Below are 21,946 nucleotides of genomic sequence, written 5' to 3' on the forward strand. Positions count from 1 at the left end.
TCTTAAAATAATACGGATTCAGATATCGAATACGTCGAAATCGCCAACCACTTTCGACGCGGGAAATATAGTTTGTGCCTGCTGCTCCAGTATCAGGCGTTGCTCTTCTTCGGTATAACGTGCGCTGATGTGGGTCAGGTAAAGTTGTTTCACATTGGCTTGCAAAGCCAGCTTGGCGGCATCGGATATGGTCGAATGGAACACTCGTTCCGCTGTCTCTTCATCGCCTGCCGCAAAGGTTGCTTCATGCACCAAAACGTTTGCGTTTTGTGCGGCGCGTACTGCCTGCGGACAGGCTTTGGTATCGCCGAAGATAGCCGCTACCCGTCCTTTTTTGGGCGGAGAGAGGAACGCTTTGCCGTCAATGATCCTGCCGTCGTCCAATGTTACGGATTCTCCTTTTTTCAGACGGCCTTTCCGCCGCAACCGCCGCTACCGCAGGAATGCGTGCGTTTGGGTTTTAAGTCTTCGGCACTTGGTGTTCTGGACGCGCCGGCTTTCTCGAGGCGGTCGAGATAGTCTTGCCAAAGTGCGTCTTGATTGTGCGCCAGTCGGTAGAGATAGTCCCAATCGTAAAGGCCGCTGTCGTGGCCGTCTGAAAAAGTAATTTTCAATGCGTATTGGCCGACAGGGTCTAAATCGGTAATGCTGACTTCGGCTTTGCCTGTTTGCAAAACATCTTGACCGGCACCGTGTCCGCGCACTTCCGCGCTGGGCGAGTACACGCGCAGGTATTCGGCAGGAAGGCTCTTGGCACCGTCAACATAGACCAAAGTCAGTACGCGCCGCTCTTGCTGGAGGCGGATTTCTTGTGGAATTTTATCGGCTTGGGTCATGTCATGCTCCGTTCTTTTTACGCAAATAGGCAACGCGTACAGAAAAAATACCGCCAAGTACGGCAAACAACACGATTGCGTAGAGTGAAAGCCGTATCAGGCTCACTTGGGTGTCTGCCGTTAGCCCCAAAGGCAGCAACATCACGGCAACGAACAGTAAAAATGCGGCCAACATGGCGGCAATGCTGGCAAAGGCATAGCGGGTATTAGCTGCTGTTTGCGGATGTTTGGTCATGTTGGATAGCTTGCCGTAGGGGGGTGAGGCGGTATTTTATCAGCTTTTTGGTGCTTCATGCCGTCTGAAAACGGCTTTATTTCCATAAATAAAGTGTAATGGCGCGCCTGTCTTCGCCTTCGGGCATTAAGCGGATGCTGCTGCCTTTGCTTCCGTTGACACGGATAATAATACCGCTGGCCTGCCGCTCGATAATGTCGAGTTGGCTGTCGCGGTTCATGCGGTAGTTGTAGCGTTCGCATTGCTTCAAGCACCAAAAATCCTGCCAATGGATAAAATATTTTTGTCCGGATTCGATGGCAAGCGTTTCACCGCCTTTGACGATGAAGTAAGGATAATCGGGTTTTTGCGTGCTGAATGTCCATTCGGCCGTTTTGTCTTTTCCGTTTTGACGGTATTCGAACATGGCACGGTAGTCAGTGTCGTATTCCAATGGCTGTAAAGGAAACAGCGCAAATTGGCGGTCGGTCAGGAGGTGGTTTGGGTCATTATCTTTATCTAAGATTTTGACGTCTCTGATTTCTTTTGTGTCCTGATACAGTTTGAACGAACGCATTTTGACCGGAGGCGATTGTTCTGAGAACGCGATGCTGACCGGATTGCCGGTCATTTCATAATGCGGCATAGGGTCGGGACGCTCGCCGTGGAAAACCGGCGAAGCGAAGTTGCCTTGCGGATAGGTGATGTAAGGCCGGAATTTGCGGTTGGAGATTTCATCAGCATAAACAATGGCATGGCTATGACAGGCATCTTGATAAAACGAACGGCTGAGGTCGGATAGGGGGCGGTTTTTTTGGCAGAGGCTGTTAAATCTGCTGTCGCCCTGATTGATGCTCAGCGCGATTTGTTTGCCTTGCGATTCAAATGCGGCTCCGGCCTCGTCGATATTTTGATCGAGCAAGGAGAGACGGTGGTAAATCGCCGTCATCAGATTGTCCAGCTGATGTTGGGCAGGCAGGTGGTCGTTGATTTTTTCGTTTGGCGGATGCTGGCTGGTACTGACGTTTTCATGCACGCCTTTATAGGCATAACCGGCTTTGTGCGTGCGGTCTGATGGGCGTGGGCCTGTATAAAAGGGATTGCGTATATTTTTTTCGTCATGTCCGTCGTCAGGGTTTTGCAGCAGATAGCGGGCATGATTGCGCGCGGCGCGTTCGAGTGTGTCTGAGTGCGCCAGTGCGGGCAAATTGGCTGAGGCGCGGAGGAAGTTTAAATACGCCAAGGCATCAAAATTGGCAACGGCAGTACGATTTTGCGGCGGTCGGGCGTAGATGAGCTGGTCTTCGGAATAGCGATGGGTTTCGTAGTATTGGAATATGCCGAGGGCGACGGCAAAACCACCCAGCCAGTAAAGAATGTGTTTCATTATATGTACTGCGTTCAGACGGCCTTGAGCTACGGCTCTTTCCCCTTGAAACTCATGCCGTTAAATGATTATTTTGATAGTGGCTTGACTTGGAATGCTTCAGGATGGGATTTGAAATATTCGACAGCGATAAATCCGCCGCCAATAATAATCAACAGGGCTATGGCCATGCCGATCATCGCTAAAATGAATTTGTCCATATTTGTCCGTTTGAATGAAGGCCGTCTGAAACACTTGAAAGCGTTCAGACGGCCTTAAAGTCAGGTTAATTAATGTTCGATTTGCGATACGTCGCGTACTGCGCCTTTGTCGGCGGAAGTCGCCATTGCACCATAGGCACGCAGGGCTGCGGAGACGTAGCGGTCGCGGTTTTCCGGTTTCCACGCTTTGCTGCCGCGTGCTTCCATTTCGGCGCGGCGTGCGGCAAGCTCTTCATCGGAAATGACAAGGTGGATGCTGCGGTTTGGAATGTCGATTTCGATGGTGTCGCCTTCGTGTACCAAACCGATTGCGCCGCCTTCTGCCGCTTCAGGCGAAGCGTGGCCGATGGACAGGCCGGAAGTACCGCCGGAGAAGCGTCCGTCGGTCAGCAGGGCGCAAGCTTTGCCCAAACCTTTGGATTTCAGGTAAGAAGTCGGGTACAGCATTTCTTGCATGCCCGGGCCGCCTTTAGGGCCTTCGTAGCGGATGATGACGATATCGCCAGCCACGATTTGGTTGCCCAAAATGCCTTCTACTGCATCTTCTTGGCTTTCAAATACGCGGGCGCGGCCGGTAAATTTGAGGATGCTCTCATCCACGCCTGCGGTTTTCACTACGCAACCGCGTTCTGCGATATTGCCGAACAATACTGCCAAGCCACCGTCTTGTGAGTAGGCATGTTCGACATCGCGGATACAGCCTTTTTCGCGGTCGAGGTCGAGGGTTTTCCACATACGGTTTTGCGAGAACGCCTGAGTAGTGCGCACGCCGCCGGGCGCGGCTTTGAAGCGTTCGATGGCGTGGGTGTTTTCGGGATTGGTCACGTCCCATTTTTCAATCGCGTCTTTCAGCGTCGGCGCGTGGATGGTGTACACGTCGGTGTGCAGTTTGCCCGCTTTGTCCAGTTCTTTCAGGATGGCGAAGATACCGCCGGCGCGGTGTACGTCTTCCATGTAGTAGTCGTGGTTGTTGGGTGCGGTTTTGCAGATGCAGGGGACGACGCGGCTTAAGCGGTCGATGTCGGCCATTTTGAAATCGACGCCGGCTTCGTTGGCAACGGCCAACAGGTGCAAAATGGTATTGGTAGAGCCGCCCATGGCGATGTCCATGGTCATGGCGTTTTCAAACGCTTTTTTGGTGGCGATGCTACGGGGCAGCACGGTTTCGTCGTCTTGCTCGTAATAGCGTTTGGTGATTTCGACAATCATGCGGCCGGCTTCGAGGAACAATTCTTTGCGGCCGGCGTGGGTGGCGAGGTAGGAGCCGTTGCCGGGCAGGGACAGGCCGAGTGCTTCGGTAAGGCAGTTCATGGAGTTGGCGGTGAACATGCCGGAGCAGGAGCCGCAGGTCGGGCAGGCGTTTTGCTCGACTTCTTCAACCTGTTGGTTGCTGACATTGTCGTCCGCCGATTCAATCATGGCGTCAATCAAGTCCAAGCGGCGTTCGGGTTGGATGTTGGCCACACCGATGACCTTGCCCGCTTCCATCGGGCCGCCGGAAACGAAGATGGTCGGGATGTTCAGGCGCATGGCGGCAATCAGCATCCCTGGGGTGATTTTGTCACAGTTGGAAATGCACACCAGCGCGTCGGCGCAGTGGGCATTGACCATGTATTCGATGGAGTCGGCAATCAAATCGCGGCTAGGCAGAGAGTACAGCATGCCGCTGTGTCCCATGGCGATGCCGTCGTCGATGGCGATGGTGTTGAATTCTTTAGCGATTGCACCGGCTTTTTCAATTTCGCGGGCAACCAGTTGGCCCATGTTGTGCAGGTGGACATGTCCGGGGACGAATTGGGTGAACGAGTTGGCAACGGCGATGATGGGCTTGCCGAAGTCGGTTTCCATCACGCCGGTGGCGCGCCACAATGCGCGGGCGCCCGCCATATTGCGGCCGTGGGTAGAGGTTTTGGAGCGGTATTCAGGCATTTTTGTTCCTTTGTTTTATGCTGAGGCCGTCTGAAATAGGCTGGTTAATTGGCGGCCCGTTGTAGAAATAACTGGGTATTTTATACCAATTACGAGCGATGAAGCACGCTATTTTGTAATAAAACTAAACTGAATTTGCTTCACCTGAATTTGCTGTCCTCTCGTTCAGACGGCCTGAAGTTTTCTTAGGATGAAACGTTGTCTTTCTCATTTGCAAAAGATGTTGGCATCAAAAAGTGATATGATAGGGAACTTCTCACATTTCTAAGGATAAGACGATGAAAAAAATCATGTTTGCATTGTGTTCGGCCATGTTGGCTTCTGCTGCGTCTGCCGCTGTTTATAAAGTGGACGAATTTCATGCCAATGCCCGCTTTGCCATCGACCATTTCAACACCAGCACCAACGTCGGCGGTATTTATGGTTTGACCGGTAATTTGGAATTTGATCGTGCCAAACGCCAAGGCTCTATCGATATCGTATTGCCTTTGTCCAAACTGCAAACCGGTTCTGATCACTTTACCCAACATTTGAAATCTGCCGATATTTTCAATGCAGACAAATACCCTGAAATCCGTTTTGTATCCACCAAATTCAATTTCAACGGCAAAAAACTGCTTTCCGTTGACGGCAATCTGACCATGAACGGCAAAACTGCGCCGGTAAAACTCAAAGCCGACAAATTCAACTGCTACCAAAGCCCGATGTTAAAAGCAGAAGTATGCGGCGGCGACTTCAGCACCACCATCGACCGTACCAAATGGGGCTTGGATTATTTAGTGAGTGCCGGTATGAGCAAAAAAGTTAACATCAATATTCAAATCGAAGCAGTGAAACAATAATACTGCTTGATTTCAAAATAAAGGCCGTCTGAACAGCTTAGGCAGAAATCGTTGATTTCGTTTATCCCTGTTCAGACGGCCTTATGATTAAAGACGTTTAGGATTCTTTATTTTTATCGGCTTTGGCTGCCCAATAAGTTGCCAGAAGCGAGCCGGAGATATTGTGCCACACGCTGAACAATGCGCTGGGAACGGCAACAACCGGCGCGGCGGCAAAGTGTGCGGCGGCAAGGGCGGCGCCTAAGCCTGAGTTTTGCATACCGACTTCGATGGCCAGCGTTTTTTGTGCATCATAAGGCAGGCCGGTCCATTTGGCGGCAAAGAAGCCGAGCAGATAGCCGATGCCGTTGTGAAGTACGACAACCGCGAAAATCAGCAGGCCGCTTTCAATAATCTTGCCTTTGCTGGCGCCGACTACCGCGCCGATAATCAGCACGATGGCGGCAACGGAAACCAGTGGCAGTGTATCGGTCAGTTTTTCAGTTTTGTTGCCCAATACCTTATGGACAATCAAACCCAAAATGATGGGGAGCAAAACCATTTTGACGATGGACATCAACATACCGCCCGCTTGGATTTCCAGCATTTCACCGGCAAGCATCAGGAAGATGGCAGGGGTCAGCAATGGAGAAATCAGGGTGGAAACAGACGTAACGGCAACCGACAAAGCCACATTGCCGCGCGCCAAATAGGTTATTACATTGGAAGCCGTACCGCCCGGGCAGCAGCCGACCAAAATCACACCGACCGCGATTTCGGCAGGCAGGTTCAACAGTTTCGCCAGCAGATAGGCGGTTGCCGGCATGATGGCGAATTGTGCAATCACGCCGATGATGATGGCTTTGGGGCGTTTGAACAAAATATCGAAGTCGGAAGGTTTGAGCGTTAAGCCCATACCGAACATGATGATGCCCAGAAGCCAAGGAATGTAAGGGCCGACCCATTTGAAGGTTTCAGGTGCGGAAAAAGCGATGCCGGCAAAGAGCGCCGCCCAAAGGGAAAATGTTTTTCCAATAAAGTTGCTGATTTTATTGAGGATACTCATGATAATATGTTGTGAAGTTGTTTTTAAGGGAAATCAAGGATACACGCCTTAACCTTAATTTGCAAAATGACTTAAAAATAAACCAGGCCGTCTGAAAATAAGGATTGATTTTCAGACGGCCTGCAATTTGTATTTATGATATAGACAGTATTACTATTTTGATAAAATATTGCGCAGCCATCGGGCGGCAGGTGCGATTTCTCCGGCAAGCATTCCGGTTTCGATTTTGCCGCTGTGTTTGATGACATCGGCCGCCGCTCCGTGCAGCCATACGCCGGCGCAGGCGGCTTGGAATGCCGGAATGCCTTGTGCCAGCAGGCTGCCGATAATGCCGCTCAAGACATCGCCGCTGCCTGCAGTGGCCAATCCGGCATTGCCGCTGGTGTTGGTATAGACTATGCCGTCTGCCGTGGCCACTAATGTATGATGGCCTTTCAACACGACGGTCGCGCCATATTTACGGCTGATTTCGGTTACGGCTTTTCGTCTGTCTGCCTGAACTGATTGGGTATTGGTGCCGAGTAAGCGGGCGGCTTCTGCCGGATGAGGTGTCAGGACGATATGTTTGTACGATTTGAGGCGTTCGGCTAATTCGGGAGAACGGGCAAGCAGTGTCAAAGCATCTGCATCGAGCAATAAAGGCCGGTCATGGTGTGTAGACAGGATTTTGGGCAGCAGTTGCTCTGATAATCCGTCCAAACCGAATCCGCAGCCGATTACCCGTGCGCCGACATCGTTGCGTTCCATCAGTTGGGCTGCAGTGGCGAGCATGATTTCAGGGCGTTCGGGAATGATGGCAAAAGGCAGCGTGGCTTGGTTGAAACCCGCCCAAACCTTGCCGCATCCTTGATACATCGCGGCTGTGGCTGCCAAAACCACTGCGCCGCTCATTCCCGTTGCGCCGCCGATAATGGCAAGTGTGCCGTATGTGCCTTTGTGCGATTCTTGGGCGCGGGGGCGGAATACGTCGGGAAATGCTAAGGCCGTCTGAAAAGCTTGAAGCGATTCAGGAAGCGTGTAGATGGGCTGCATGGCGTAACCTTCCAAGATAAGAAATTTAATTTTAAATCAGAAAGTAAAAGGTAATGAAGCAAAAAATAAAAGTTTGGGACGCACCTACGCGCCTGTTCCATTGGCTCTTGGTGTTGTTGATGGGATTCATGTGGTACAGCGCAACCCAAGGCGGCGATATGCTGGTATGGCATTTGCGCGGCGGTTTGTTGATGCTGGCGTTGGTGGTTTTCCGCTTGTGCTGGGGGATATGGGGCAGCGATACGGCAAAATTCAGCCGATTTGTGCGTCCGTTTTCCGAAATCCGCCGCTACACGCAAGGCCAAATGTCTGAAAACGAATTGGTCGGCCACAATCCTTTGGGCGCGCTGATGGTCATCGCCTTATTGTTCGCCTTGGTTTTTCAGACGGCCACAGGCTTATTTGCCGCCGATGAAAATACGTTTACCAATTCCGGCTTTTTGAATCATTTTGTTAGCGAACACGCCGGTACGCTGGCGCGAAAAATCCATGTCAATTTCTTTAATATTTTGGCCGTGTTGGCGGGCGTACATATCGCAGCTGTTTTGCTGTATCGTTTTGTGAAAAAACAGGATTTGATTACGCCTATGATTAATGGCTTTAAAACCATCGATGCCAAGCAGCCTAAATTGGCCGGGATGGGACAACTGTTTGCCGCTTTGTTGGTAGCGATTGCGTTAGTGTGCGCAGTATGGATGTTGCGCGGTTGATGCATTAAGGCTGATATTCAAAAAAAAACCGACCCCGATAGCTGCAATGGCTGTTGGGGTCGGTTGCTTTTTAGGGTTTAAAAGATGATGTTCAGACGGCCTTAACGCAGCGCAAGATGCTGTGGCCGCGGCCGATGCCGTCTGAAACTTCCGCTACTTTCAATCCGGCTTTTTCAACGCAACGGATCAAGTCTTCAGAGTGGAAGATTTTGCTGTTGCCGTTGGCCATGGCAGTGAAATATAGGCTGGTCATGGTCAGGCAGTAGGCGGCGGTTTCGTAGCGTTGTCTGTCCCAAAAAGGCTCCATAATGTAGAGGCTGGTGTTTTCGCTCATAGATGCAGCGGCGCGTTGAAGAATGCTGGTGGCTTGTTCTTCGGTGAAACAGTCTAGGAATTGGCTCATCCAAATTGCGTCAAAACCGGTTGGGAACGGAATTTCAGGATCAAGCAGGTTGGCCGGATGGGCGTGGATACGGTCCGCGCCGTTTTTGCCTTTGGTCGCCTCACGCATCAAGCCGATTTGTTGCGGCAGATCCATGATGGTTACTTCGACTTCGGCATTGTGGTTGACACATTGCTCCGCCCAGCGGCCGGTGTTGCCGCCGACATCGAGCAGTTTTTTAACCGGTTTGGCGAACACGGTGTTGAGTGCTTCGGCGAAGGAATTGTCGGAATAATAATGGTCGAATGCAAACCATTTTTCCTGCGCGATGCTTGGCAATGAAGACAAGCCTTCGTAAATAGTCGGCCAGTCGCCGAATACTTTCAGGCCTTCAGGCTTGCCGGTTTGCAGGGTTTTTTCCAAATCAAACATACCTTGGTAGCAGATTTCCTGCGTGAAATCCATGTTGACGCGGGCCATTTTGTCTTTGAGGACAAACCAACCGACCTTGCTGATGAAATAGCGGTTGTCGCGAGTTAAGACAGTGCCGATAGACAGCGAGGCTTCCAGCAGGACTTGTGCCGCGTAGTTGCTGATTTTCGCTTTTTCAGCAATTTCGGCTTGAGTGAGGCCGTCTGGATGGTCGTTCAACAGGTCCAGAATGCCAAATTTCACCATCAGGCGGGAAACTTGGAACACAATCGGTGCAAAAGCGATTTCTTGAGCCAGACGTTGAGCCTCGCCAGCGGACTGGTGTTCGTGGGAATAGCGTTGTTCTAGGGCAGGGAAGAGTTGCATATTGTTGGTTTTCCACTAAAAAGTTAATAGGTATATTCAGACGGCCTCAAACACAATCCGTCCTGATGCACACGGATGCTCTCCGTTGTTGATTTTAAAGCTCAGTTTGTTTTTGCCTTCATCAAATTTCAGCTCTACCGACACTTCATCGTGAGGACGGATAAACTGCTGATATTTTAGATTTTCGATGCGGATGACGCGTTGTTTGCCCCATGGCTTGGGCGCGATCAGGTTGCGCACCCATTGCAGCTCGACCACGCCGGGAACCAGCGGGAAGGTGGCAAAATGGCCGCCGAAATAAACCAAATCCAAAGGCACGCGGCCGATGAAGGTTTCGGTATTGGTTTCATTGTCAGATGATGTTTTCGACCAAACGGGAGAAGTTTGGGCAACGGTAAAGGCCGTCTGAAAATCTGCCGCGGCGATTTTGGCTTGGGCATTGCGTGGCAGGCTGTTAGTAAAACGCCAGTAGCGTGGCAGGGCGATGGTGTCCTGTGTGGCGGCCAGATGGCGTTTGAGCGTATCGGCAACCGCAGCACGGCCTTTCTCGCGCAAGGCGGCGATACCGTCTGCATTTAATGCCGCCCATATGGCAATGCGTTGGTGTTGCGGATGGCGGCCGCAGTGGGCGTCGGCAATCCAAGGGTGTTGTAAAAGTTCGTGTTCGATTTGGGTCAGCGACACGCGTTTGTCCTCAAATTTAATAATGCGGTCTTGGCGACCGAGTAACAGAAAACCGTCATCTTGCGGCTCGATCAAATCGGCTGTTTGACGGCGTTCGGGAGACCAAGGCGAAGAAGCCCAAAGTGCGCCTTCTTCATTTTGCCCGATTTCCACACCCTTGAAAGTCTGCCATTCTTGGCGTTCGCAACGTGAGGCAATCACGCCGGTTTCGGTACTGCCATAGACTTCAAACGGGCGGACGGCAGCCTGTTGCAGCAAATCCGCCGTGGCTGCGGGCAATGCGCCGCCGGCCGAGACAATGCCTGCAATTTTATGGCCGATACTCTGCCAGTTGCGGTTTTCACCCAAGCGGTTGAGTACGGCCGGACTGGCAATCCAAACCACTTTATCATGTGCGGCCGTGCTGGAAAGCAGGTTTTCCGGATAAACTGCCTGCTGTCGTTCCATAGTCCAACCCATTGTCAGCGCGAGTGCGAAGCGGAAAGTGAAGCCGTAAAGGTGTTGCGGAATTACGCTGCCGATCACGGTTTCACCGTGTTGTCCAAATGGCAGCGTATTTGCCAAAGTCAGGGCCTCTGCCTGCATTTGCGCGGCGGTTTTCACAATAATTTGCGCTTCACCGCTGGAGCCCGACGTTTTCAGCCATGCTTCGGCATGGTCGGGAATCAGATGGTTTTCAGGATAAGTGTGCAGCCCTTCCGATTTTGTTTTAGCTAATATATCAGGCAAGTGCCAGATGTTCAGGCCGTCTGAAGACAGCTTTTTATCTGTTGAATCCGTTAAAAACGCTTCTGCCGTTTTCCCCCATTCCAAATTGTCTTGCGCCAAATTGGGCAACAATAAAACCTTTCCGCCCGAATGCCACACTGCCAACACGGCACAGGCAAACAGCGCGGCATCGTCAAACCATAACGCCACAGTTCGCACGCCTGCCTGTTTCAGACGGCCTGACAGATGAAAAACCGCACGGTTGAAATCAGCACGCGTCCAATTCGGATGGGCGGCGATAAGGTCGTGTTGGGGTAAGTCGGGGGATAGGATTCGGGTTAGGTGCATGATGGTTCTAAGGTTTTATAATTTTGATGTATTTGCCTTGGTATCTTCTTTGAATTGGTTCAAGCATTCATCGTATTGTTTGTTTGTCGTTTGGCGTACCAATTCGTAATCATTTGCCTGCCACTCTTCCAATGAATGGCTTTCACTTCTTTTGAAGCAATGGAGTAACCGATCGGTTTTGCCGTTTTGTCTGTCTACAAAAGGCTGATAATTAATGAAATATTTTTAATGGATTAAACCTTCAAAACCAATTTCCGATAAATCCACTCTCCGGCAAATAAGATTCCCATTAACACATAAGACACGATGCCTGTATAAGCCGCCCACCAGTCGTAATATTGTAAGCCTGCCAAAATGGCGGCGGTTGCGCCGTTGAAGATAAAGAACGCGCACCAGATTTTCGTAACACGACGGGTGTGCAGCACACCTTCGGGCGGCAGGTCGGGGTGTTGCAGTCGGGCGAGGCGTTCGATAATGGTTTGTTTGGCAAACAGGCTGCCGCCGAAAACGGCAAGCATCAGCGCATTGACGGCGACTGGATACCAATACATCGAGTCAGGCCGTCTGAAAGCCAGTACCGCCGCAAAAAAAGCAGCAAGGATAATCGCCGTAATGCGTTGGGCTGTGGTTTGCGGCATGGCGGCGCGTATCAGCCATAACACACACATGGCCGCAGCAAGCCAGAAAAACGCACCGTTTTCCCTTCCGTAATACCATAGAAGCGGATAGGCGAGGCTGGCAAGGGTCAGTAGGAATTTTCCCAGTGTTTTCATAATGGTGTTCGGTTTCAGACGACTTTTGGGTTTTAGGGGGGAAAGGTCGTCTGAAAGTTGTTTGGAAAAATAGTAGGGTCAGTGCAGCATGGCAATGGCGGCGGACAGAAAAAACGGTGCGACAAGGGTCAGGATAAAGCCGCTGACGACGGCGTATTTGATGTATTCGGCGCGGCAGTTTTCTTTTACAAAGGGCAGGGCGGAGTCCATTGCCGCTGCGCCGGAAATGCCGATTGCCGCCATAGGCTGATTTCGTCCGTAGAAATACAGGAAGACGATGCTGATCATTTCGCGGAAAAAATCGGTCATAAACGCTGCCGCACCCATTTCGGGCGATACCGCTTTTCCAACCATAGGACCCGAAAGGGAGAACCAGCCGAAACCGCCCGACAATACCAGGCTTTGGGCAAACGAATAGGGCGAACATAGCGAAAAAACGAAACACGCGGCGGCGGTTGCAGCAACGGTCAGAAGCGGCAGCAGGAAAATCCTACGTCCGAATCCGCCAAGCTGGAAATGAACCAAGTCCATGCCAACCATGAAAATCAGCAGATAGAGGATATGGGTGCTGTCGATGGGCAGATTGCCGACCTGTCGCCCGAAAAAGGCAAATGCCGCGACACCCAAACCAAAAAAAGCAAAGGCTTTGAAACAGCCGTAAAAGGGTTTGATAAAGCTGCCCGACGGCGTGGAAGCAGTCGAGGCTTCGGGTTTGCGATAAAGTGCAATCAAGGTAAACGCGCTGATAATCAGTGCGAACAGCAGGGCATATTTGACGATGTCCGCGCCCAGATTCGGGTCGGTAAAGACGCCGCCAAACTCATAGCCCATGAAAAAGAGCAGCAGCAGGACAATAAAGGACAAGGGTTTGAGTAGGATTTGTCGAAGGGGGAGTGCAAGAAATTTACCAGATAGGAAACCAGTAGATAACAATGCAAGAACAATAAAGATCGATGATAAAGATGATTCCATATAAATAACTCTCCAGTTAAAAAATTATTAAATTCGTATTAAATATTTTGTTTTGTGAGAGAAAAGTCAATTAATATCATCGTTCTTTGAGCAGGTCCGCTAGTAGGATCGCTTTTGGTTAAATGGTCAGCATAATGACTTACTGCGTTGTCGTAAACGGCAAAACTTTTTAAAAATTTTTTAAAACGAATGTATCTATAAAATCTTTTTCTGAAATTTCTGTTAGCTTTTTATTACTGCATTTTATTTTCCCAATGTAGTTGTTTCTTCCGCTTGCATTACTGTTACGTTGAACTAAATGTGCAAAAGTAAAAGGTTCTCCATCCTGATGGAAACAATTAAGAAATTAATCTCGTTAATTAATGTTTAATAATCTTCATTAGAGTATTCAATATCAGATTGATAATGAATGAATCCGTTTTTTTGGAGCAATGCTTTCACATTTTTTCCTTTTGATGTTAAGTTGGAAATTAATTGTAAAAATATAATATTTGTACAGTTTGATGGATAAGAGCATTTGCAGACGACCTTTCTACCCTATATTTGACACAAAAGGCCGTCTGAAAATATGCTGATTCAAAGCGGAATCAGGAATCTTGTTGTACTTTCAAAACTGCTTGAACCACGTCTTCTACGGTACGCACATTGCGGAAGTCTTCGGCTTGCAGTTTGCGACCGGTTTCGCGTTTGATGTGGTCGATAAGGTCGATGGCGTCGATGCTGTCGATTTCCAAATCTTCGTAGAGGTTGGTTTCGGGTTTGATGCGTTCCGGTTCGATTTCAAACAGGTTAACCAGTGCATCGGTCAGCAGGGTGCGTACTTCTTGTTCGGTCATCTTTTCTCTCCCTTATGCTTGGCGGCTCTTGACGAACTCGGCCAGTGTTTTGACGTTGGCGAAGTTTTCGCGCAGGTTGTCGTTTTCGCCGTCGAGCTGGAAGCCGAAGGTTTTTTGTACGGCCAAACCAAGTTCCAATGCGTCAACCGAATCCAGACCTAGGCCGTCGTCGCCGAAAAGCGGATCTTCGCTGCCGATGTCAGCAACGGTAATGTCTTCCAAGCCCAAGCTGTCGATGATTAATTGTTTGATTTGGTTTTCTAAATTGCTCATGTGGTTTTCCTTGTAAAATAGTCTTGCAGGTATTCGTTTAAACGGCGTGCGGCGATGGGCAGGGGTTTTTCTGCCAGCCATTCTTCCGGCAGGATGTCGTCGCCGACGGTAATTTCATAATGAATTTTTTGTGGCGGGATTTTGTACCACGGTTGCCCCTTTTTAAAATTGGGCGGCGTCATCTTGATGCACACGGGCGTGATGACTGATGCGCTGCGCAAACCAAGCGATACGGCGCCGCGGTGCATTTTAACCTGTCCGTCCCAACCTGTGCGCGTGCCTTCGGGGAAAATCAGCAAACTTTGCCCGCTTTTGAACACGGCATCGATTTCTTCCAGCATTTCCATGCTTTCATCGTTAGGGATGTAGCCTGAAGCGATAATCTGGCTTTTCATGCTGGGGTTGTGCAACAGGTCTTTTTTTACCAGTACGTTCGGCTCTGAATAATGGCTGATCAGCAAGACGACATCCAAAAGCGAGGGATGGTTGGCAAGAATGAGTTGGCCGGGCCTGCCGAGTTTTTCCAAGCCGTTGAAGCGGACGCTCAATACGCCCGACCATTGCAGGTAGCCGACAAAGAAACGCCAAACTCTGCCTATCATGCGCCTTGCTTCAAGTTGGCGTTTGATGTCGCCTTTGGTCGATTTGAGCGTATAGGGTAAAAGTGCGATTTTGAACAATACGCCTGCAACGCCGAAGAGTATGAAGCCGAAGAGTGTGGCAAAAAAGCGACGGAAATAGTCTAAAGTCTTCATGCGTTTTTCTGCCAGTGCCAGTTTCTACCGGCATAATGTTGCATATGTTGTCGGCTGTCTGAAAGCAGGAAGCGTACCCACTCCAAGCTGCTCCAATAGGGCTCGACTGTTGTATCGTTAGGGTTTTCAGACGGCCTCGCGGATGTGGTTTCCAAGCTTAAGGTATAGTCTTCGCCTTTGGTGATGACCAGTGCCAATGCATAGGCAAATGGCGCACGTGTAGCCAGGACGGGATAGTCTTCAGACAACGGATCATCGGCGACAATCACTAAAACGGATGGCGCGCCGTCTTGTAAAAGCGCGAATGCTTCAGACAGCGCGGTTTCAAAGGAATCGGCGGCAACGGCCAATGCGGTATGCTCACTCATGTCTTTGCGCAACATCGACCATTGCCCAATCGTCGCGTTGTGGACGGACAGGCCGAATGAGGTCGGAGAGACGGTATGCGTGTTCAAAAGCTCTTGCCACAATTCAAAGCTGCGGTTGCTTTCACCGTCGTGCGAAACGTACACCGGTACACTTTCGGGATATTGGTCGGCCAGATTCCATGCGGCATCACAAACCAAGCGCGCCGCTTTTCCCAAGCGGCGGCGTTGCATAGGCGGCAAAAAGGAGAGCGCGGGTTTGCACTCCGGCAGGGATGCGGTATCGAGTTTTCCCTGCGCCCAGTCCTGCCATTGCTCCGGCGTACTGATTTTGCTGGAGGAGGCCTGCCATGCGGCGATATTGAAGCTGAAACGGCAAACGTTTTGAGGCATGATGTCTTTCAATGTTTTACATTTTCATACATTGTAATGAAATGGGTTAGTAAAAGCTAGGCTCTGTTATAATGCATATTGTAACTTGTAACGTAATTTATTCCCGGATGACATTTTATGCCTTCAATACCGAGTGCCCCGATTTATGATGTGGCTTCGCTGCTTCCACACAGCGGACATATGGTGCTTATCGACTGTGTGAAAGAATTTGGCGATGACTACACGGTTTGCCGTGCGCCGGTTGGCGATAAGCATATTTTGCTGCAGGACGGCGTGTTGCCGTCTATGGCTTATATGGAATTGATGGCGCAGGGCATAGGCGCGTTTGCAGGCATTGAGGCTTTAAAGGCCGGAGAGCCTGTACGCTTGGGTTTTTTATTGGGAACGCGCAAGCTGGATTTGTTTGCCGATTCCGTGCCTGTCGGTACTGAGCTGGAAGTCAGGGCGCATGTGTCCATTCAGGATTTGGGCGGCATGGGCGTATTTGATTGCGAGTTGCGCTGGACGGATGCGCCGGAAGATGTGAAGCATCTGTTGCCGCCGGACGGTTTGCTGGCAAAAGCCTCTTTAAATGTGTACAGTCCGAAAGACGGTCAAATCATTTAAACCGTTTACAAGGCCGTCTGAAAAGACAAAGATTCAGACGGCCTGTCGATATAGTGAGAAAACGTATGAGTGAAACTATTTTAATTACAGGGTCTAATCGCGGTATCGGCAAAGCTGTTGCGCTTGGTTTGGCGCAGGACGGCTTTGATATCGTCGTCCATTGCCGCAACCGCCGCGATGAAGCGGAAGCTGTAGCGGAAGAAATCCGTACATTGGGTAGAAATGCGCGCGTGTTGCAGTTTGACGTGTCCGACCGCGAAGCCTGCCGTGAGATTTTGACTGCCGACATTGAGGCAAACGGCACATATTACGGCGTGGTGCTGAATGCCGGTCTGACGCGCGACAATGCGTTTCCTGCGTTTACAGATGATGATTGGGACTTGGTGCTGCGTACCAATTTGGACGGTTTTTATAATGTGTTGCACCCTTTGACCATGCCGATGATCCGCCGCCGAAAAGCCGGACGGATTGTGTGCATGGCGTCGGTGTCCGGTTTGACGGGCAACCGCGGTCAGGTCAATTACAGTGCATCCAAAGCGGGACTGATCGGCGCGGCAAAAGCCTTGGCGGTTGAGTTGGCAAAACGTAAAATTACCGTCAACTGCGTGGCACCGGGCCTTATCGATACCGATATTATCGATGAGAACGTGCCTGTCGAAGAAATCTTAAAGGCCGTCCCTGCCGCGCGTATGGGATTGCCCGAGGAAGTGGCGCATGCGGTGCGCTTTTTGATGGATGAAAAAGCGGCGTACATTACGCGCCAAGTGATTGCTGTGAACGGAGGTTTGTGTTGAATACCAGAAGAGTCGTTGTAACAGGTATCGGCGGTATTACCGCCTTCGGCCGTGATTGGCAAAGTATTCAGACGGCCTTTAAAGCTGAAAAAAACGCAGTCAAACATATGGACTGGAGTGAACGCTTTCCTGAATTGGAAGCGCAACTGGGTGCGCCGATCGAAGGCTATTCTCCTCCCGAACATTGGACGCGCAAGCAGCTCAGAAGCATGGGGCGCGTGTCGCATTTGTGTGTCGATGCAGCGGAACAAGCTTTGACGGATGCAGGCTTACTGGGTGATGAAAGCATTACAGACGGCCGTATGGGCGTAGCGTGCGGTTCGTCTGTCGGTAGTACCAAAGACATTGGCGATATGGGCGAACTTTTGCTGACAGGCACATCGCGCAATTTCAACGCCAATACTTATGTGCGCATGATGCCGCATACGACTGCCGCCAATATCGGCATTTTCTTCGGATTGAAAGGCCGAATTATCCCGACTTCGAGCGCGTGTTCTTCCGGTAGCCAAGGCATTGGTTATGCCTACGAAGCGATTAAATACGGCCTGATTGATATGATGCTGGCTGGCGGCGGCGAAGAATTTTGTCCGTCCGAAGTATATGTATTCGACTCGCTTTATGCAGCCAGCCGCCGCAACGGCGAACCTGAGCTGACGCCGCGCCCTTATGACAACGCTCGAGACGGCTTAGTCATCGGCGAAGGCGCAGGCATATTTGTATTGGAAGAGTTGGAACACGCCCGTGCGCGTGGTGCAAAAATCTATGCTGAGCTTGTCGGCTATGGCGCCAACAGCGACGGCAGCCACGTTACCCAACCGCAAAAAGAGACCATGCAAAAATGTATGGAGCTTGCGCTGAAAGATGCAGGTATTACGCCTGATAAAGTCGGCTATGTCAGTGGCCACGGTACGGCGACTGAAAAAGGCGATATTGCCGAAACATTGGCGACTGAGGCAGTATTTGGTTTTGTGCCGATGAGTTCGCAAAAAAGCTATCTCGGCCATACGCTCGGCGCGTGCGGCGCATTGGAAGCCTGGTTTACCATCGAAATGATGAACAACGGCTGGTTTGCGCCGACCGTTAATTTGGAAAACATCGATCCTCGTTGCGGCAAGGTAGATTACATCCAAACAGGCGGACGTGAGATTCAAACCGATTATGTGGTCAGCAATAACTTTGCTTTTGGCGGCGTCAATACTTCGCTGGTGTTCAAACGTTGGCAAGAATAATCATTGCTTGATGTTATGATTAAAGGCCGTCTGAAACTTATCTGGAGTTTCAGACGGCCTTTATTTTATTTAGAGCTTGAGATGCTTGCGAATTTTATTCGTTTGTTTTCTTCTGATTTAAATCCACCAGCCTTGTTCCGGCCAAGAAGTCATAGAGGAACTGGCGGTCGGGATGGAATAGGGCGAAACCCCATGGCAGGATGAGCCAAATGAGCGCGGCGCCGAATGCGCCTTTGGGCGGTATATTGAGCAGATGGCGCAATCCGGCGTAGGCAAACAGGGGAATGAAGACAATAAAAATGCTTGCCCAAATAAAGCGCAGGCGTAGCTGCGGCAGGGGCGGCTGGGTATCGTTTTTATCGGCCAAACCGATCTTCCATGTCTGCATGGCGAGGGTTTGGCCTTTTTTGTTCCAGTTGGCGCGGAAGTAGAGCCACCATGCGTAGAACAGAATCAGACAGGTTGTCAGCATGGACAGACGCGTGGAAACGGGATTGAGAAAGATGGCGACAATACCGGCTGCAAGGGCGGCAATACTGGTAACGGCGCCGGTCAGCAGAAGTTCGTAAACCAGTGCGGCGAGGCGGCGTTTGAGAGGGGCGGTAGGAAGACGGGTCATAATGCGATGGAAACAGAAATGGGTTTGATGGAAATAAAAACAGGCCGTCTGAAACGGGATAGGATGTTCAGACGGCCTGTTACTGTCGGGATTAGCGATGTGGACGTTTTTGACCGCGAGCCTGTTGAGCAGCCATTTGGTTCATTTCTTGACGGGTCGGACGTTTTTTGAAGATGGCGTGCGCTTCGTCAACGGAACATTTTTGTGACAGGCAAACCAGGGTAATCGCGTCTTTTTGATGTTGGCCGCCGCTGTGGTACATGCGGCGCAGGTTGGCTTCGTTGATACGGCCTTTTTCCGGATCGATGTCGAATTTTTTCAGGCGCTCGAGGAATTGGCGTTGCTGACGGCGTGAAGTCCAAACGAAACCACCTGCGGCAGCGGCCACGATGATGACGGCCAACAGGATGGCCAGCGGCCATGAATCGACGATCAGAACGATGATGAGGCTTAATACGGCAGTGGTCAGCAGGGCCAGACCGCCGATGCGAAGTTTGGTTTTATTATCCATATGGTTGGTGTTTCCTTGTTTTTTGCTGGAAGAGGCCGTCTGAAATGCGAAGTTCAGACGGCCTGAATTTAAGTTTACGCTATTTTACAGTATTTTCTGTTTTTGGGGCGTATTGCGTGCAAGTTTCTTGACGCGTGGCAACGGTTTTCAGGCTGCCAGCGAAGTGACGAGCTGTTTGAACTCAGTCCATGCATCGCCTTCTTCCGCGCCTTTGATGATGCGGTCGATTTTAGCGCAGGTTTTGAGCGCGTCGAGCAGGCGGTTGATGGAAATGCGTTTGGCCGCCATCGGTGCAAGAGTCTGCTTGTCGCCCCATAAACGCAGGCTGTTGCGCAGGCTTTGGATGTTTTGGCCTTGCTTGAGTGCGGCAGTGAGTCGGATTAGGGTACGGATGTCTTCTGCAACTGCCCACAACAGCAAAACCGGCTCTTCGCCTTCTTCTTCCAAGCCGTCCAGCAAACGGGAAACGCGCAGGGCATCGCCTTTCATCCATGCGCCTGCTAGTTGGAATACATCGAAGCGGGCGACGGTGGCAACCGCGGCCTCCGCGTCGGCAATATTGATCAAATGGCCTTGGGGATGGAGCAGGGTGAGTTTTTCGATTTCCTGACGGGCGGCCAAGAGATTGCCTTCGACACGCTGGGCAAAAAGGGCGAGTGCTTCAGGTTCGATGTCCAAACCCTGCTGTTTCAGACGGCCCTGTATCCATTGCGGCAAAGCATGTGGCGCAACGGCTTTGGCTTCTAAGACGATGCCTTTGCCTGCCAATGCGGAAAACCATTTAGACTGGATTTGCGCTTTTTCAAGCTTGGGTAGGAGGATGAGCGTAACCGTATCTTCGGGTAGGAGTTCGGCGAAGGTTTGCAGGGCATCGCCTCCGTTTTTGCCGGGTTTGCCGTTGGGAATGTGGATTTCCAGCAGTTTCAAATCTGCAAACAAACCTGCGCTGCCGGCACTTTGCAACAGCTCGTTCCAGTCAAAATTGTTTTCAGCGGTATAGACTTCGCGGTTGAGATAACCTTGTTTTTTTGCGGCTGCGCGCAGCGTATCCAAAGCCTCGATGCGCAACAAATCCTCTTCGCCGTGAATAATGTACAACGGTTTGAGCGGCGTATCGGAGCGTAGGCTCTCAATGGGCGCGGCAGCCATTATTGCGCTTTCAGGAAAGTCAGGCGGCGGACGATTTGATCTGCGGCGTCGATGCGCATTTCAGACCAAATGGTTTCTTCCTCTTCCTGTTTGCCCAAAACTTCGCTGTCGGCGTAGTCCATGGTGCGGTGAACCTTGACTTCCATCGGTTCGCCAACCGGCTCACCGTTGCGGAAGGCTTGGGCTTTGATGGTCATGGTCAGCAGATATTCGTTGATTGCGGCGGCGCGGGTGATGGTGTAGATGTCGCGGCGTTTTTGAAAGTCGACAACGCGCAGGGTAATTTGTGATTCGGCTTCGCTAACCGGATGGCCGTCAGCACGGCGTAAGGCATTTTCCAGCGCTTTTTGCATGACGGCTCCGCCTTCTACATGCCAGTTCTGATAAGGCAGCGGCTGAGAAGTCACACCAGTGCCTTTCAGGTGGAAACCGCAAGAGGCAAGCAAGAGGGCGAGTGCAGGCAATAGGATTTTTTTCATTGGATATTCCTTCGTTGAAACCGGTTACGGTATCGTCGGATTATAACGAATAATGTTTAGGCCGTCTGAAACTGTAAACGGAAAGTATTTCAGACGGCCTTGTCTTTGATGGCGAAAATCTTATTTTTCCAACCAAATCAGGCTGACCATGCGGCCGGTTTGCCCGTCGCGGCGGTAGGAGAAGAAAGTATCGCGTTCCAAGACGGTGCAATGGGTACCGCCATAAATCATGTTCACGCCTTCGCGGTGCAGAATTATGCGCGCCAAAGCGTAAATGTCGGCAAGGTATTTGCCGCCGCCGATGTCTTCAAACGCATCGGCAGCTTCCGGCATGGGTGTGCAAAACGCATCAAATACATCTTGCCCTACCTCAAACGCATCAGGGCCGATGGCAGGGGCGAGATAGGCCATGATTTCCAGCGGCTCGACATTCATTGCTGCAATGGTGTTTTGCAAAACGCCGCCGGCCAAACCGCGCCAGCCTGCATGAGCCGCCGCAACGACTGTACCTGCTTTGTCGCAAAACAAGACAGGCAGGCAATCGGCAGTCATCGAAGCGCAGGCGACCGTACCCGTCGTATCAACCGAGGCATCGGCATCAGGCGTATTGCCTAACGCTTCGGCGGCATTTACAACGATGGTGCTGTGGATTTGATTGAGGTAGGCAATGGGCAGGCCGACTTGTTCCTGCACGATTTCGCGGTTGCGGAGTACGGCTTCCAGATTGTCGCCGACGTGCGAACCGACATTCAGGCTGCGGTACACGCCTTCGCTGACACCGCCGTTGCGCGTGGTAATAAGCGTTTTGACATTGGCAGGGGCTGGCCAGTCAGCTGTTAAAAAGTTCTTGCCTTGCGGGGCGAGGTTTAGGGTATCTGTGATGGTTTTCATAATCTTTGAATCTCTGAAATATTGGAACGGATTGATCTCAGACGGCCTGAAATAATATTTGGGGCTGACGTAGATTAGCAGTTATGCTAGGCTACGAAAATGCAGATAACCAATTGTAAATTAAGCAAGAGAGTTCAAAAGAAACTACTTGAATTTTTTGTACTCCAAGTTACCGCCCGTTCCGCT

The 21,946-nt window shown here is 50.9% G+C and carries 26 protein-coding genes and 1 pseudogene; 6 read left to right on the top strand and 21 right to left on the bottom strand.

What is annotated here, in order from left to right:
- Positions 1-18: 18 nt before the first annotated feature.
- The 6 genes from ACTHTU_RS08450 to ilvD all read right to left on the bottom strand — a co-directional run bounded on the left by ACTHTU_RS08450 (position 19) and on the right by ilvD (position 4,566).
- On the bottom strand, positions 19-384 hold the full coding sequence (locus ACTHTU_RS08450; RefSeq protein WP_440362288.1) for an MBL fold metallo-hydrolase: 366 nt from the start codon (positions 382-384) through the stop codon (positions 19-21).
- A gap of 20 nt (positions 385-404) precedes the next feature.
- The gene (locus ACTHTU_RS08455) at positions 405-836 is read right to left on the bottom strand and encodes a gamma-butyrobetaine hydroxylase-like domain-containing protein (protein WP_049344227.1); all 432 of its coding nucleotides are present in this window, start codon (positions 834-836) and stop codon (positions 405-407) included.
- 1 nt (position 837) lies between these two features.
- Positions 838-1,071 (bottom strand): cytochrome b6, encoded by a 234-nt coding sequence (locus ACTHTU_RS08460; protein ID WP_440362289.1) that lies wholly within the window; start codon positions 1,069-1,071, stop codon positions 838-840.
- A 76-nt stretch (positions 1,072-1,147) separates the two neighbouring features.
- On the bottom strand, positions 1,148-2,437 hold the full coding sequence (locus ACTHTU_RS08465; protein WP_440362290.1) for a CAP domain-containing protein: 1,290 nt from the start codon (positions 2,435-2,437) through the stop codon (positions 1,148-1,150).
- A 68-nt stretch (positions 2,438-2,505) separates the two neighbouring features.
- Positions 2,506-2,637, bottom strand: coding sequence for a hypothetical protein (locus ACTHTU_RS08470; protein ID WP_256388404.1), 132 nt, complete (start codon positions 2,635-2,637; stop codon positions 2,506-2,508).
- Positions 2,638-2,706: 69 nt separating this feature from the next.
- Positions 2,707-4,566: a dihydroxy-acid dehydratase gene (ilvD, locus tag ACTHTU_RS08475; RefSeq protein ID WP_440362291.1), complete on the bottom strand. Its 1,860-nt coding sequence runs from the start codon at positions 4,564-4,566 to the stop codon at positions 2,707-2,709.
- A gap of 278 nt (positions 4,567-4,844) precedes the next feature.
- On the opposite strand from ilvD, the gene ACTHTU_RS08480 reads away from it, so the two are divergent.
- On the top strand, positions 4,845-5,408 hold the full coding sequence (locus tag ACTHTU_RS08480; protein ID WP_296117108.1) for a YceI family protein: 564 nt from the start codon (positions 4,845-4,847) through the stop codon (positions 5,406-5,408).
- 97 nt (positions 5,409-5,505) lie between these two features.
- Here the strand turns inward: ACTHTU_RS08480 and ACTHTU_RS08485 are convergent, their stop codons facing one another.
- Together ACTHTU_RS08485 and ACTHTU_RS08490 are read right to left on the bottom strand one after the other, a co-directional pair.
- A complete protein-coding gene (locus ACTHTU_RS08485) occupies positions 5,506-6,453 on the bottom strand; it encodes a bile acid:sodium symporter family protein (RefSeq protein WP_440362292.1) in 948 nt (315 codons plus the stop codon).
- Between the two features lie 153 nt (positions 6,454-6,606).
- Positions 6,607-7,485, bottom strand: a complete 879-nt coding sequence (locus tag ACTHTU_RS08490; protein WP_315040221.1) for an NAD(P)H-hydrate dehydratase — start codon at positions 7,483-7,485, stop codon at positions 6,607-6,609.
- 53 nt (positions 7,486-7,538) lie between these two features.
- On the opposite strand from ACTHTU_RS08490, the gene ACTHTU_RS08495 reads away from it, so the two are divergent.
- Positions 7,539-8,195, top strand: a complete 657-nt coding sequence (locus ACTHTU_RS08495; RefSeq protein WP_440362293.1) for a cytochrome b/b6 domain-containing protein — start codon at positions 7,539-7,541, stop codon at positions 8,193-8,195.
- A gap of 91 nt (positions 8,196-8,286) precedes the next feature.
- Here ACTHTU_RS08495 and ACTHTU_RS08500 read toward each other — a convergent pair whose 3' ends face one another.
- The 8 genes from ACTHTU_RS08500 to ACTHTU_RS08535 form a co-directional block, all read right to left on the bottom strand.
- On the bottom strand, positions 8,287-9,375 hold the full coding sequence (locus ACTHTU_RS08500) for a methyltransferase (protein WP_070645948.1): 1,089 nt from the start codon (positions 9,373-9,375) through the stop codon (positions 8,287-8,289).
- A 36-nt stretch (positions 9,376-9,411) separates the two neighbouring features.
- On the bottom strand, positions 9,412-11,115 hold the full coding sequence (locus ACTHTU_RS08505; RefSeq protein WP_440362294.1) for an AMP-binding protein: 1,704 nt from the start codon (positions 11,113-11,115) through the stop codon (positions 9,412-9,414).
- Positions 11,116-11,348: 233 nt separating this feature from the next.
- Positions 11,349-11,888, bottom strand: a complete 540-nt coding sequence (locus ACTHTU_RS08510) for a hypothetical protein (protein WP_440362295.1) — start codon at positions 11,886-11,888, stop codon at positions 11,349-11,351.
- Positions 11,889-11,966: 78 nt separating this feature from the next.
- Positions 11,967-12,752: a lysine exporter LysO family protein gene (locus ACTHTU_RS08515; RefSeq protein WP_440362296.1), complete on the bottom strand. Its 786-nt coding sequence runs from the start codon at positions 12,750-12,752 to the stop codon at positions 11,967-11,969.
- 695 nt (positions 12,753-13,447) lie between these two features.
- Complete coding sequence (locus ACTHTU_RS08520; protein ID WP_003680823.1) at positions 13,448-13,696, bottom strand: acyl carrier protein; 249 nt, start codon at positions 13,694-13,696, stop codon at positions 13,448-13,450.
- Positions 13,697-13,708: 12 nt separating this feature from the next.
- Positions 13,709-13,969 carry a phosphopantetheine-binding protein gene (locus ACTHTU_RS08525; RefSeq protein ID WP_003680822.1) on the bottom strand — a complete coding sequence of 87 codons (261 nt, stop codon included), beginning with the start codon at positions 13,967-13,969 and terminating at the stop codon, positions 13,709-13,711.
- Positions 13,966-14,724: a lysophospholipid acyltransferase family protein gene (locus ACTHTU_RS08530; RefSeq protein ID WP_049322183.1), complete on the bottom strand. Its 759-nt coding sequence runs from the start codon at positions 14,722-14,724 to the stop codon at positions 13,966-13,968. Before ACTHTU_RS08530 ends, ACTHTU_RS08525 begins: the two co-directional genes overlap by 4 nt.
- Positions 14,721-15,482, bottom strand: coding sequence for a beta-ketoacyl synthase chain length factor (locus tag ACTHTU_RS08535; RefSeq protein ID WP_440362297.1), 762 nt, complete (start codon positions 15,480-15,482; stop codon positions 14,721-14,723). Before ACTHTU_RS08535 ends, ACTHTU_RS08530 begins: the two co-directional genes overlap by 4 nt.
- A gap of 117 nt (positions 15,483-15,599) precedes the next feature.
- Here ACTHTU_RS08535 and ACTHTU_RS08540 point away from each other — a divergent pair, with 117 nt between their 5' ends.
- From ACTHTU_RS08540 to ACTHTU_RS08550, 3 genes are all read left to right on the top strand, one after another.
- On the top strand, positions 15,600-16,088 hold the full coding sequence (locus tag ACTHTU_RS08540; RefSeq protein ID WP_049348188.1) for an ApeP family dehydratase: 489 nt from the start codon (positions 15,600-15,602) through the stop codon (positions 16,086-16,088).
- 65 nt (positions 16,089-16,153) lie between these two features.
- Positions 16,154-16,882, top strand: a complete 729-nt coding sequence (gene fabG / locus ACTHTU_RS08545) for a 3-oxoacyl-ACP reductase FabG (RefSeq protein WP_440362298.1) — start codon at positions 16,154-16,156, stop codon at positions 16,880-16,882.
- Positions 16,876-18,111 carry a beta-ketoacyl-ACP synthase gene (locus tag ACTHTU_RS08550; protein ID WP_283121304.1) on the top strand — a complete coding sequence of 412 codons (1,236 nt, stop codon included), beginning with the start codon at positions 16,876-16,878 and terminating at the stop codon, positions 18,109-18,111. The genes fabG and ACTHTU_RS08550 overlap by 7 nt, the downstream gene beginning before the upstream one ends.
- Before the next feature lie 94 nt (positions 18,112-18,205).
- Here the strand turns inward: ACTHTU_RS08550 and ACTHTU_RS08555 are convergent, their stop codons facing one another.
- The 5 genes from ACTHTU_RS08555 to pgeF form a co-directional block, all read right to left on the bottom strand.
- The gene (locus tag ACTHTU_RS08555) at positions 18,206-18,730 is read right to left on the bottom strand and encodes an RDD family protein (RefSeq protein WP_440362299.1); all 525 of its coding nucleotides are present in this window, start codon (positions 18,728-18,730) and stop codon (positions 18,206-18,208) included.
- A gap of 91 nt (positions 18,731-18,821) precedes the next feature.
- A complete protein-coding gene (locus ACTHTU_RS08560; protein WP_003746427.1) occupies positions 18,822-19,241 on the bottom strand; it encodes a hypothetical protein in 420 nt (139 codons plus the stop codon).
- 147 nt (positions 19,242-19,388) lie between these two features.
- Positions 19,389-20,390: a DNA polymerase III subunit delta gene (gene holA, locus ACTHTU_RS08565; RefSeq protein WP_440362300.1), complete on the bottom strand. Its 1,002-nt coding sequence runs from the start codon at positions 20,388-20,390 to the stop codon at positions 19,389-19,391.
- The gene (locus ACTHTU_RS08570) at positions 20,390-20,869 is read right to left on the bottom strand and encodes an LPS-assembly lipoprotein LptE (protein ID WP_440362301.1); all 480 of its coding nucleotides are present in this window, start codon (positions 20,867-20,869) and stop codon (positions 20,390-20,392) included. Before ACTHTU_RS08570 ends, holA begins: the two co-directional genes overlap by 1 nt.
- Positions 20,870-20,989: 120 nt before the next feature.
- Complete coding sequence (gene pgeF / locus ACTHTU_RS08575; RefSeq protein ID WP_440362302.1) at positions 20,990-21,760, bottom strand: peptidoglycan editing factor PgeF; 771 nt, start codon at positions 21,758-21,760, stop codon at positions 20,990-20,992.
- A gap of 99 nt (positions 21,761-21,859) precedes the next feature.
- On the opposite strand from pgeF, the pseudogene ACTHTU_RS08580 reads away from it, so the two are divergent.
- A pseudogene (locus tag ACTHTU_RS08580) lies at positions 21,860-21,946 on the top strand (IS1595 family transposase); the annotation flags it as partial.

Origin of the sequence: Neisseria sp. P0020.S005 (assembly GCF_051957055.1) — a bacterium.
Lineage (GTDB): Bacteria > Pseudomonadota > Gammaproteobacteria > Burkholderiales > Neisseriaceae > Neisseria > Neisseria subflava_A.

Excerpts from the sequence above, each read along its gene's own strand:
- ACTHTU_RS08455 (WP_049344227.1), bottom strand. The coding sequence starts at position 836 with ATGACCCAAGCCGATAAAATTCCACAAGAAATCCGCCTCCAGCAAGAG.
- ACTHTU_RS08460 (WP_440362289.1), bottom strand. The coding sequence starts at position 1,071 with ATGACCAAACATCCGCAAACAGCAGCTAATACCCGCTATGCCTTTGCC.
- ACTHTU_RS08465 (WP_440362290.1), bottom strand. The coding sequence starts at position 2,437 with ATGAAACACATTCTTTACTGGCTGGGTGGTTTTGCCGTCGCCCTCGGC.
- ACTHTU_RS08470 (WP_256388404.1), bottom strand. The coding sequence starts at position 2,637 with ATGGACAAATTCATTTTAGCGATGATCGGCATGGCCATAGCCCTGTTG.
- ilvD (WP_440362291.1), bottom strand. The coding sequence starts at position 4,566 with ATGCCTGAATACCGCTCCAAAACCTCTACCCACGGCCGCAATATGGCG.
- ACTHTU_RS08480 (WP_296117108.1), top strand. The coding sequence starts at position 4,845 with ATGAAAAAAATCATGTTTGCATTGTGTTCGGCCATGTTGGCTTCTGCT.
- ACTHTU_RS08485 (WP_440362292.1), bottom strand. The coding sequence starts at position 6,453 with ATGAGTATCCTCAATAAAATCAGCAACTTTATTGGAAAAACATTTTCC.
- ACTHTU_RS08490 (WP_315040221.1), bottom strand. The coding sequence starts at position 7,485 with ATGCAGCCCATCTACACGCTTCCTGAATCGCTTCAAGCTTTTCAGACG.
- ACTHTU_RS08495 (WP_440362293.1), top strand. The coding sequence starts at position 7,539 with ATGAAGCAAAAAATAAAAGTTTGGGACGCACCTACGCGCCTGTTCCAT.
- ACTHTU_RS08500 (WP_070645948.1), bottom strand. The coding sequence starts at position 9,375 with ATGCAACTCTTCCCTGCCCTAGAACAACGCTATTCCCACGAACACCAG.
- ACTHTU_RS08505 (WP_440362294.1), bottom strand. The coding sequence starts at position 11,115 with ATGCACCTAACCCGAATCCTATCCCCCGACTTACCCCAACACGACCTT.
- ACTHTU_RS08510 (WP_440362295.1), bottom strand. The coding sequence starts at position 11,888 with ATGAAAACACTGGGAAAATTCCTACTGACCCTTGCCAGCCTCGCCTAT.
- ACTHTU_RS08520 (WP_003680823.1), bottom strand. The coding sequence starts at position 13,696 with ATGACCGAACAAGAAGTACGCACCCTGCTGACCGATGCACTGGTTAAC.
- ACTHTU_RS08525 (WP_003680822.1), bottom strand. The coding sequence starts at position 13,969 with ATGAGCAATTTAGAAAACCAAATCAAACAATTAATCATCGACAGCTTG.
- ACTHTU_RS08530 (WP_049322183.1), bottom strand. The coding sequence starts at position 14,724 with ATGAAGACTTTAGACTATTTCCGTCGCTTTTTTGCCACACTCTTCGGC.
- ACTHTU_RS08535 (WP_440362297.1), bottom strand. The coding sequence starts at position 15,482 with ATGCCTCAAAACGTTTGCCGTTTCAGCTTCAATATCGCCGCATGGCAG.
- ACTHTU_RS08540 (WP_049348188.1), top strand. The coding sequence starts at position 15,600 with ATGCCTTCAATACCGAGTGCCCCGATTTATGATGTGGCTTCGCTGCTT.
- fabG (WP_440362298.1), top strand. The coding sequence starts at position 16,154 with ATGAGTGAAACTATTTTAATTACAGGGTCTAATCGCGGTATCGGCAAA.
- ACTHTU_RS08555 (WP_440362299.1), bottom strand. The coding sequence starts at position 18,730 with ATGACCCGTCTTCCTACCGCCCCTCTCAAACGCCGCCTCGCCGCACTG.
- ACTHTU_RS08560 (WP_003746427.1), bottom strand. The coding sequence starts at position 19,241 with ATGGATAATAAAACCAAACTTCGCATCGGCGGTCTGGCCCTGCTGACC.
- holA (WP_440362300.1), bottom strand. The coding sequence starts at position 20,390 with ATGGCTGCCGCGCCCATTGAGAGCCTACGCTCCGATACGCCGCTCAAA.
- ACTHTU_RS08570 (WP_440362301.1), bottom strand. The coding sequence starts at position 20,869 with ATGAAAAAAATCCTATTGCCTGCACTCGCCCTCTTGCTTGCCTCTTGC.
- pgeF (WP_440362302.1), bottom strand. The coding sequence starts at position 21,760 with ATGAAAACCATCACAGATACCCTAAACCTCGCCCCGCAAGGCAAGAAC.